This is a genomic window from Tenuifilum sp., from assembly GCF_037481895.1.
GTDB lineage: Bacteria > Bacteroidota > Bacteroidia > Bacteroidales > Tenuifilaceae > Tenuifilum > Tenuifilum osseticum.
The window spans coordinates 57456-66031 of record NZ_JBBFKU010000016.1 but is presented as its reverse complement, the minus strand read 5'-3'; the positions used below and the strand labels follow the sequence as shown (position 1 = coordinate 66031).

Below are 8576 nucleotides of genomic sequence, written 5' to 3'. Positions count from 1 at the left end.
CTTGCAATAATTGAATTATGTGGATGGATTGAGTTAACTATGGACAACATTGTTGAACGTTTTGCAAATAAGCATCTTAAAACTCAACCATTCAAAGAAAGCTTCAAATCTTTAAAAATGAATAATTATGGTTTTGACTATAAAAAGAACTTTAGGAGAATGCTGAGTCAAACAGTCGGGCTTCATAATACTGAAAAACTTGAGACCAAATTAAATAAGAGTGGACAAATTGACATTCTTGATGCCATCCTTAAAAATTTAAAGAAATTAAGAGATGATGCAGCCCATACATATATTGACGCAACTAAAACATATCAAGCCCCATCAGCTACAAAAGCTCAACTTGAACAGATATACCCTATTTTAAAGGAGTTTAGCAAAGAAGTAAATAAACTAAAATGACAAAAATGAGTCGAGTAGGCAAGGGGGAATCACACCCCCAAGCCTACTCGACTTTCTATTCACCATCTTGTAACTTACTTAATTCAGTGTCCAAAAAGTGTTCAACTGAATTTCTGTTTTTTAGTGTTGGGTCCGATTTCAGTCGGTCTGATAATGTTTTTAATGTCTGTTTAACTCTTATCGCTGGCTTTGAATGATATTCTCTAATTTTTTCTTGAACAGCTTGTGAAACTTCCTTAGGCATATGATAGCTAAGGTTAACTCCCAACATTGTTGGGAAAATTTCATTATATGCATTATTTACTTCTTCGGTTGTTGGCTTTAATGCAATGTAATTATATATAAAATCAGGACGTATGTAGCAACTTACTGGATATTTGTCAGGTCCGAAACTTTGAAGGACAGCTTTGTATGTTGCTGTGTCTTTTGAGAGCCACCAAGTCTTATAGCCAAAAATTCCGCTGTCAGAGGATTCTCCATTTTTGTTTCTTAAGTAGTAAATAGCCAATATCATTTCAGCATCATTCTCAGCTTTTATATCGTTGTCTTTTTTATGGCTTAATACTTCTGTTAATTTAGCTTTTTCATCTTCATTCACTTTTATATCCCACATTTCATTTGATATAAATGTAATTCCAAAGATTTCTTTTAAATAAACAACTAGTTCTTCTTTGGCTGTCCGAAGTTGTGAATCAACAAATGTGTCTATGAACTTGTCAAAGTCTTTTATTTGTCCTTTTTTCTTAGCGTAGAAATATGCCCTAATTAAAATTTCGTCAATAAAAAGTAATTCGAATTCGTCATTAAGATAAAATTCTTCCATATGGAAGAACATATTATAATACTTGTTCTTTACCATTCTTAAATGTGAAACTAACTCATTTAAGAGTGTTTCATTGATAAACATTGAAATACCCGCTTTTTTTGCACCTATCAGTAAATTCCAGTGCCTTCTATTGCCTTCTTCTAAATAGTATTCAGATAAAGCCGGAATAATAATTGAATTGTCTACAAATACATTTAAATGTGAGGCAAGCGTTTGAAAATATGTTGATAGTTTGGGTTCCCATTGGAGGAGGAACATCATTAAGTAGGTGTTTGAGAGACTTTTTAAAAATCTTCTTTGTTCAACTGTGCCATTATATACTATGTCTCGTATTGCAAGGTGAAGTGCAGTTTTTACTTTCTCCTTGTTTCTTAAAACGACATTGCTTTCATCAACAGCAAGACTAATTACATCATTTAAGTTTTGCTCAATAACTGAATGACTATCTCCTTTTAAAACGAAGTTTGAGAACTCTAGTCCTTGTCTTAAAAATATATTATTAAAAACCTTAGTTATAAGCGTCTCAACATCTTTAACCTTTACATCAATATCAGAAAAGTATTTTTTGATTGTTTCTTGTGTTTGCTCATAAAAAGCACTGAAAAGAGCTTCGTCTTTTAAATTTCTCTCACCAATTTCTAATCTTGTTTCATACGGCAAGCAATAGCCTTGTTCCTTGGTGTGGAATTTAATTTTTCTTGGTTTTGTACTCAGTGCAACAAGTCTTTCTGATATTTTGCTGTCTAGAAGTTGTGGGTCAAATTTTAAATACTTTTTGATTGATTCTTTAATTTGTGCTTCTGACTTCAAATTGTGCTTGTCAGGGTCAGTACCTTCCAACGCATATAGAATAAGTGTGTCCGCTAGTAGGTCGTCAAGTTTTAAATCATCTCTGTTGCTGTCAAATTGTTGACCTAGAAATACAAAAAGCCTCGAATCAGAATCTAAATCTGAAACTGTATAGTATTTTCCAGGCTTTGAATATTCGTGTAGATATGTACTTACGAAAACTTGATAGGCTTTAATAGTTTGTTCACTTAGGTTACAATTTGCGGAAAACCATCTTATGTCATAAATGGTTAGAGGGATTTTTGTTTTATCAAAAACTTCATCTACTAAACTTTCAGCATTATTTATTTTTCTATTTGTTACATAAACGAGTCTGTCAAACTCAATTTCATTTTCTTGAAGTTTTTTAATTGTATTATAAATTTTACCAACGTGGTCTAATTCAGTTGATAGCTGAAAAATGTGTTTTTGACTATCGTTTCTTGAATATATATGCTGAAATCCGTCAACGCCTTTATCCTTTGTTCGACCAACAGGAATAAAAGAATATCCTAGAACTGCTGATAAAAAGTCATTTCCGAAAAGTTCAAAAATATTCCCGTCATCAATTTTTGCGATTGCATATTCAAAGGCTTCTTTGTCTACTTGCATAATTGTAATTGTTGTCGGTTTTTAGGTTAGGCATAACTCGTTTACAACCGTACCAAAAGTAATTATATACATCTATTTTGGGTGTATAACCGTACTTTTTGTAAGGTTTATCTAAACAAAAGTAAAATATTTTCACAAATCATCAAACGAGTTTTTAAATTTCTTCAGACCATTTTCCCTAACACTTGAAGTTGTTCTTTTTTGATTGATAGTGAGTTTCATTGAACGCAGATTACGCTGATTTTGTAGATTTACACAGCTTATATTAACCAAACACTAAACACCAAACACCAAACACCAAACACCAAACACAATCTCCCCTGTACACTGCATACTATATTTCCATTACCCGCAACAGCTGCAACCCTTTTGCCCTTTACTATCCTGTTCCTGTATGGGTGGGCATTTTACGCTGCCGTATGAGCAGAATACGCAGCAGTCGCCGGGCTTTGGTTTTAGCAAATGTCCGCATTTAGTGCATTCGTAAAAGTACTGGCAGGTGTCGGTGGGCATGGTTTCAACCTTGCTAAATCCACAATGCGGACATGTGACGGTTGACTGCAGGATTATATTCATACTAACATAGAATTATGGTTATTTTTTGAACGTAATGTTCTCAATTTTGTTCAATATTTATAGGTTTGGTTAGATACCAATACATAATTGCTTTTACCCACAGTTGCAAACCTTAACCGTTAGGGCTATCTTTGAAAATTAAAATTTAATAGCATGAGGTGGCTTAACCGTTTATTTATTAGTATTTTACTGCTTGTTGCAGCATTTACGGCTTTCGCACAGCGGCAGGTAACAATCAAAGTGCTTCAAACCAGCGATGTGCATGGTGCTCTTTTCCCATACGATTTTATTAGAAATGCTCCAACCGATGGTAGCTTGGCACGTGTTTACACATACGTGAAGCAGGAGCGCAGCAAACCCAACCAGCAGGTAATTCTGCTCGATAATGGCGATATTCTTCAGGGGCAACCCACTGTTTACTACTCCAACTTTATCGATAGTACAAATCCGAATATTGTTTCGCAGATGTTGAACTACATGGGTTACGATGCCGCAACGGTTGGAAATCACGATATTGAGACTGGCCCTGGGGTTTACCGGAAGGTGGAACGGGAATCGAATTTCCCTTGGCTGGCGGCCAATGCGGTTAGCACAACCACCGGTAAGCCCGCCTTTAAGCCATACGTGGTGTTGGAATGCGATGGTATTAGGATTGCAGTTCTTGGCCTCATAACGCCGGGCATTCCCAAGTGGCTCCCAAAAATTCTTTGGCCCAACATGCAGTTCAACGATATGGTTGAGTCGGCCAGGTATTGGGTGAAATACATTCAGAAAAAGGAGAAGCCACAGGTAATCATTGGCTTGTTCCATTCCGGGCACGACACTTCGTATGGTGGAGCCGATGCAGCCGAGAGCCACAACGAGAACTCATCGCAACTGGTTGCGCAGAAGGTACCCGGATTTGACATGGTGCTCATTGGGCACGACCACGACCGGGTTGCCCGTAAGGTTGTTAACACTAATGGCGATTCAGTACTTATACTTGACCCCGGCGCCTCGGCACGCTTACTCTCTGAGGCTACCATTACCCTGAACCTGAATAAGCGGGGTAGGGTTGAGTCAAAATCCGTTACTGGTAGGTTGGTTGAGATGAAAAACTATGAACCCGACCCTGATTTTATGAACCAGTTCTCAGATTTTTACCAGCGGGTGAACGACTTTGTGAGCAGGCCCATTGGAACAATTACAGAGACAATATCGAGCGCAAATGCCTATTTTGGGCCAACCGCATTCATGGACTTGATTCACGATGTTCAGCTCAACATTTCCGGTGCCGATATATCGTTTGCAGCTCCACTCTCATTCATTTCAAAAGTGGACTCGGGTACCATTACCGTTAGCGATATGTTTAAGCTGTACCGTTTTGAGAATTTCCTTTACACCATGGAGCTAACCGGTAAGGAGATTGATGGATTCCTGGAACACTCGGCATCGCTTTGGTTTAACACCATGACAGGGGTTGATGACAATTTGTTACGATTCAAGGAAGAGAATGGCAGGAAACGTCTATATGCCAACTACTACAACTTCGATTCTGCTGCGGGTATCTACTACACCATCGACGTTAGTAAGCCTGCTGGTGATAGGGTTACCATTACTGGAATGGCCAATGGCTTGCCCTTTGATGAGAATAAAACCTATCGGGTGGCCATAAACTCGTACCGAGGGAATGGTGGAGGTGGCCATTTAACTGAGGGCGCTGGCATACCTCACAATCAGCTTCAACAACGTGTTGTGAAATCAACCGACAAGGATTTAAGGCTTTACATGATGAAGTATATTGAGGGTCAAGGCGAAATTAGCCCGCAGTGCCATAACTACTGGACTATTGTTCCTGAACCCTGGGTAAAGGCAGCCATGGAGCGCGACAAGAAAATTCTATTCAGTAACAGGCTAAACGACTAATTCCCATGAACTTTTACGATACCGTTAAACAGTTTGACGATGGCCGGATGCTCCCGCTGGTGGAGGAGTTTTATACCCTACAGGGTGAGGGCTATCAGACTGGTAGGGCTGCATACTTCATTCGCATTGGTGGGTGCGATGTGGGTTGCTCCTGGTGCGATTCCAAGCTGTCGTGGAACCCGGAGGTTTTCCCTCCCGTGAGGGTTGATGAAATAGTTGAGCGGGCAGCAAACTTTCCTGCAAAAGCGGTTGTGGTTACCGGAGGTGAGCCAACCCTTTACCCGCTCGATTATCTATGCACTGAACTCAAGAAGCGGGGTGTTCAAACCTTTATTGAAACTTCCGGGGCCTATACCCTTACCGGCCAATGGGATTGGATTTGTCTATCGCCTAAAAGGCAGCAGCCACCCACTGAGGGCATTCACATGATGGCCGATGAGCTAAAAGTGATAGTATCCACTCCTGCCGACTTTGAATGGGCTGAGGAGAATGCCGCCAAGGTTAAAGCTACCTGTCAGCTATTTCTTCAGCCTGAGTGGAGCGTTTACAATCAAATTATTCCGGCCATTGTTGAATACATTATGCTCCATCCCAAGTGGCGAGTATCGCTTCAGGCGCATAAGTTTATGAGGATACCTTAGCCTGAAATAACTAAAAACTAAATGCTCTTCTGAATCTTTTAACATCCCTGGAGCATACTAAATTTTACCATACTGGGAAAATTTGTATTTTTGACTAAAAAGTCAAAATGAACGTTTCATTCACCATCCTTTCCATTGGAGCAATAATCTTTTTAGCTCACTGGTTTTCGGGGATTTTCGACCGGAAAGGGATTCCCGATGTGCTACTTCTGATGCTTGTGGGTATTCTGTTTGGCCCTATCCTAAAATTGGTAAAACCCGATGATTTTGGAATTGCCGGGCCCATGTTCACATCGTTAACGCTGGTAATCATACTTTTTGAGGGTGGGATAGGTTTGAACATAAACGAGCTCAGGAAATCGCTGGGAGGGGCACTGTCGCTTACGGCAATCAACTTTGTTGTAACAACCATTGCTGTATCAGTTCTATCATACACGCTGTTTCATCTTTCAGTGTTAGAATCGCTAACACTTGGTGCAACTCTGGGTGGAACCTCTTCGGCAGTGGTTATTCCCATGGTAAGGCAGATATCGATGCAGGAGATATCCAGAACCTATCTGGTATTGGAGTCGGCACTCAGCGATGTGCTTTGCATTGTGTTTGCACTGGCTTTTATTGAGGGTATTGTTGGAGGCGAAGTTCAGCCAGGATTAATAGCTGGCAAGATAATTTCATCTTTTGTTCTTGCATCGTTTGTTGGATTTGCTTCAGCAGTGGTTTGGGCTGTTTTGCTAAACAGGATGCGTTCAATCAAAAACTCCATTTTTACAACACCGGCATTCGTTTTTATTGTTTACGGAATAGCCGAGACCTTAGGGTATAGCGGAGCCATTTCATCGCTAGTTTTTGGAATAACGCTTGTTAATACTGAGCAGCTTAGGGGCACATTTCTAAACAAGTATTTGCCCCAAAATCCTGTTTCGCTGAACGAAACCGAAAAGGTCTTCTTCTCGGAGATTGTTTTTCTGCTTAAAACCTTCTTTTTCGTATATATAGGCATTTCAATTCGGTTCGATGATCTGATGATTCTGGGGCTAGGTTTGCTGGTTGCATTATCGCTTTACATAATCAGAATTCCGGTGGTAAAGCTTACAGCCCATAATGGAATTCAGGTTGCTGATAAGGTTACCATGTCGGTAATGATACCTAAAGGGTTAGCCGCTGCTGTACTGGCGGGAATACCGTTGCAGAAAGGGATACCGGGAGGACAGGTCATCCAGGACTTAACTTACTCTATCATCCTGATTACAATCATATTTACTAGCGTGCTTATTCCTCTTTTAGGTCGATATAAAAGATTGAACGCTATTTACGGTTGGATTTTTAGGATTCGGTTTAATAAACGTTAAGTAACTCCTTATTCATTAAAAACATTCTTAGGTTTACAATCATTTTTTTACTTTTGCTTAATTTTTTGATGTAAATATGGAACAGCGCGAATTTTACGTTGAGCTGCTAAACAAGCATGTTTCAAACCCTAAAATGATAGCCCATTGCCTGGCTTCGGAGGCTGTGTTGCGCGAGTTGGCCCGGAAATTTGGTGAGGATGAGGATGTTTGGGGTATAGCCGGTTTGCTTCACGACTTGGATGTTGAAGTAACCAACGCCGATCCTAAAACCCATGCGCTGGTTGCTGCTGAAATGCTTCAGAATATATTGCCAGCCGAGGCTGTTGATGCTATTAAAATGCACAACGAGGAGGCAACAGGCATGCCTCGTACTACCCGTTTTCAGCATGCCCTGGCCGCCGGCGAAACCATAACCGGCCTAATATTTGCCACGGCCTTAGTTTATCCCGATAAAAAAATTGCAAGCGTTAAGCCAAAGTCAGTGGTAAAACGTATGAAGGAAAAACAGTTTGCAGCCTCTGTAAACCGCGACACAATAATGGAGTGCGAGAGGATTGGGCTAAGTTTGGATGAGTTTGTTCAGCTCTCGCTAAACGCTTTAACCCCAATTGCGCCAGATTTAGGTTTTTAATGGTTTGATGATGAATATTGATTTAGTACTTCCTCAGGTAATTGATGCTGCCCAAAGGGCAGGTGAGTGGGCTTTGTCCGAAAGGGAAAAGTTTACAGCCGATATGGTTGAGGTGAAGGGGAAGCATAACTTTGTTTCGTATGTCGATAAGCATTGCGAGGCCATGCTGGTTGAAGCATTGGGCAAAGCGCTTCCACAAGCCGGTTTTATTGCCGAGGAGGGAACCGGTAGCAAGAATTCCAGCGGTTTTAACTGGATAATCGACCCGCTCGATGGCACCACAAACTACATTCATGGGCTATCGCCTTTTGCTGTAAGCATTGCACTGATGGACAATGATAGGGTTGTTCTTGGTGTAGTGTATGAGGCAAGCCTAAGGGAATGCTTTTGGGCAACCGAAAGTGGTGGCGCTTTCCTTAACGGAAACCCCATTAAGGTAACTACTACACAAAAGGTAAACGATTCGCTTATTGCAACCGGTTTCCCGTACTACGATTACTCCCGAATCAGCCCCTTTTTCCAGACCATGGATTACTTCATGCGCAACTCGCACGGCTTACGCCGTCTTGGTTCAGCTGCTACCGACCTGGTTTACGTTGCTTGTGGCCGTTTCGATGCCTTTTACGAGTATGGCCTCAGCCCCTGGGATGTTGCTGCTGGTGCTTTTATTGTTGAAAGGGCTGGTGGTAAGGTGTGCGATTTTAAGGGCGGAAATAGTTACATTTTTGGAGGTGAAATAATTGCAACTAATTTAAACATTCATCAAGAGTTTACAACCGTAATTAGCGATATTATGTTCGGCTAGC

General features: G+C 40.6%; 8 protein-coding genes. 6 read left to right on the top strand and 2 right to left on the bottom strand.

Going from position 1 to position 8576, the window contains the following annotated elements; genetic code table 11:
* A partial coding sequence (locus WHS63_RS06670; protein WP_445204437.1) for a hypothetical protein occupies positions 1 to 402 on the top strand: 402 nt, incomplete at its 5' end.
* 55 nt (positions 403 to 457) lie between these two features.
* On the opposite strand, the gene WHS63_RS06665 is transcribed toward WHS63_RS06670, so the two are convergent.
* Positions 458 to 2668 carry a hypothetical protein gene (locus WHS63_RS06665; protein WP_445204436.1) on the bottom strand — a complete coding sequence of 737 codons (2211 nt, stop codon included), beginning with the start codon at positions 2666 to 2668 and terminating at the stop codon, positions 458 to 460.
* 345 nt (positions 2669 to 3013) lie between these two features.
* Positions 3014 to 3244 carry a GDCCVxC domain-containing (seleno)protein gene (locus WHS63_RS06660; RefSeq protein WP_445204435.1) on the bottom strand — a complete coding sequence of 77 codons (231 nt, stop codon included), beginning with the start codon at positions 3242 to 3244 and terminating at the stop codon, positions 3014 to 3016.
* A gap of 153 nt (positions 3245 to 3397) precedes the next feature.
* Between WHS63_RS06660 and WHS63_RS06655 the strand changes: the two genes are divergently transcribed.
* The 5 genes from WHS63_RS06655 to WHS63_RS06635 all read left to right on the top strand — a co-directional run bounded on the left by WHS63_RS06655 (position 3398) and on the right by WHS63_RS06635 (position 8575).
* Positions 3398 to 5149 (top strand): bifunctional metallophosphatase/5'-nucleotidase, encoded by a 1752-nt coding sequence (locus tag WHS63_RS06655; protein WP_445204434.1) that lies wholly within the window; start codon positions 3398 to 3400, stop codon positions 5147 to 5149.
* A gap of 5 nt (positions 5150 to 5154) precedes the next feature.
* Positions 5155 to 5790 carry a 7-carboxy-7-deazaguanine synthase QueE gene (locus WHS63_RS06650; protein WP_445204433.1) on the top strand — a complete coding sequence of 212 codons (636 nt, stop codon included), beginning with the start codon at positions 5155 to 5157 and terminating at the stop codon, positions 5788 to 5790.
* A 107-nt stretch (positions 5791 to 5897) separates the two neighbouring features.
* Complete coding sequence (locus WHS63_RS06645) at positions 5898 to 7139, top strand: cation:proton antiporter (protein WP_445204432.1); 1242 nt, start codon at positions 5898 to 5900, stop codon at positions 7137 to 7139.
* A 76-nt stretch (positions 7140 to 7215) separates the two neighbouring features.
* Positions 7216 to 7770 carry an HDIG domain-containing metalloprotein gene (locus WHS63_RS06640; protein WP_445204431.1) on the top strand — a complete coding sequence of 185 codons (555 nt, stop codon included), beginning with the start codon at positions 7216 to 7218 and terminating at the stop codon, positions 7768 to 7770.
* 10 nt (positions 7771 to 7780) lie between these two features.
* Positions 7781 to 8575 carry an inositol monophosphatase family protein gene (locus WHS63_RS06635; protein WP_445204430.1) on the top strand — a complete coding sequence of 265 codons (795 nt, stop codon included), beginning with the start codon at positions 7781 to 7783 and terminating at the stop codon, positions 8573 to 8575.
* Position 8576: the final 1 nt, after the last annotated feature.

Coding starts and splice junctions, on each gene's coding strand:
- WHS63_RS06640 (WP_445204431.1), top strand. CDS start 7,216: ATGGAACAGCGCGAATTTTACGTTGAGCTGCTAAACAAGCATGTTTCA.
- WHS63_RS06665 (WP_445204436.1), bottom strand. CDS start 2,668: ATGCAAGTAGACAAAGAAGCCTTTGAATATGCAATCGCAAAAATTGAT.
- WHS63_RS06655 (WP_445204434.1), top strand. CDS start 3,398: ATGAGGTGGCTTAACCGTTTATTTATTAGTATTTTACTGCTTGTTGCA.
- WHS63_RS06650 (WP_445204433.1), top strand. CDS start 5,155: ATGAACTTTTACGATACCGTTAAACAGTTTGACGATGGCCGGATGCTC.
- WHS63_RS06660 (WP_445204435.1), bottom strand. CDS start 3,244: ATGAATATAATCCTGCAGTCAACCGTCACATGTCCGCATTGTGGATTT.
- WHS63_RS06645 (WP_445204432.1), top strand. CDS start 5,898: ATGAACGTTTCATTCACCATCCTTTCCATTGGAGCAATAATCTTTTTA.
- WHS63_RS06635 (WP_445204430.1), top strand. CDS start 7,781: ATGAATATTGATTTAGTACTTCCTCAGGTAATTGATGCTGCCCAAAGG.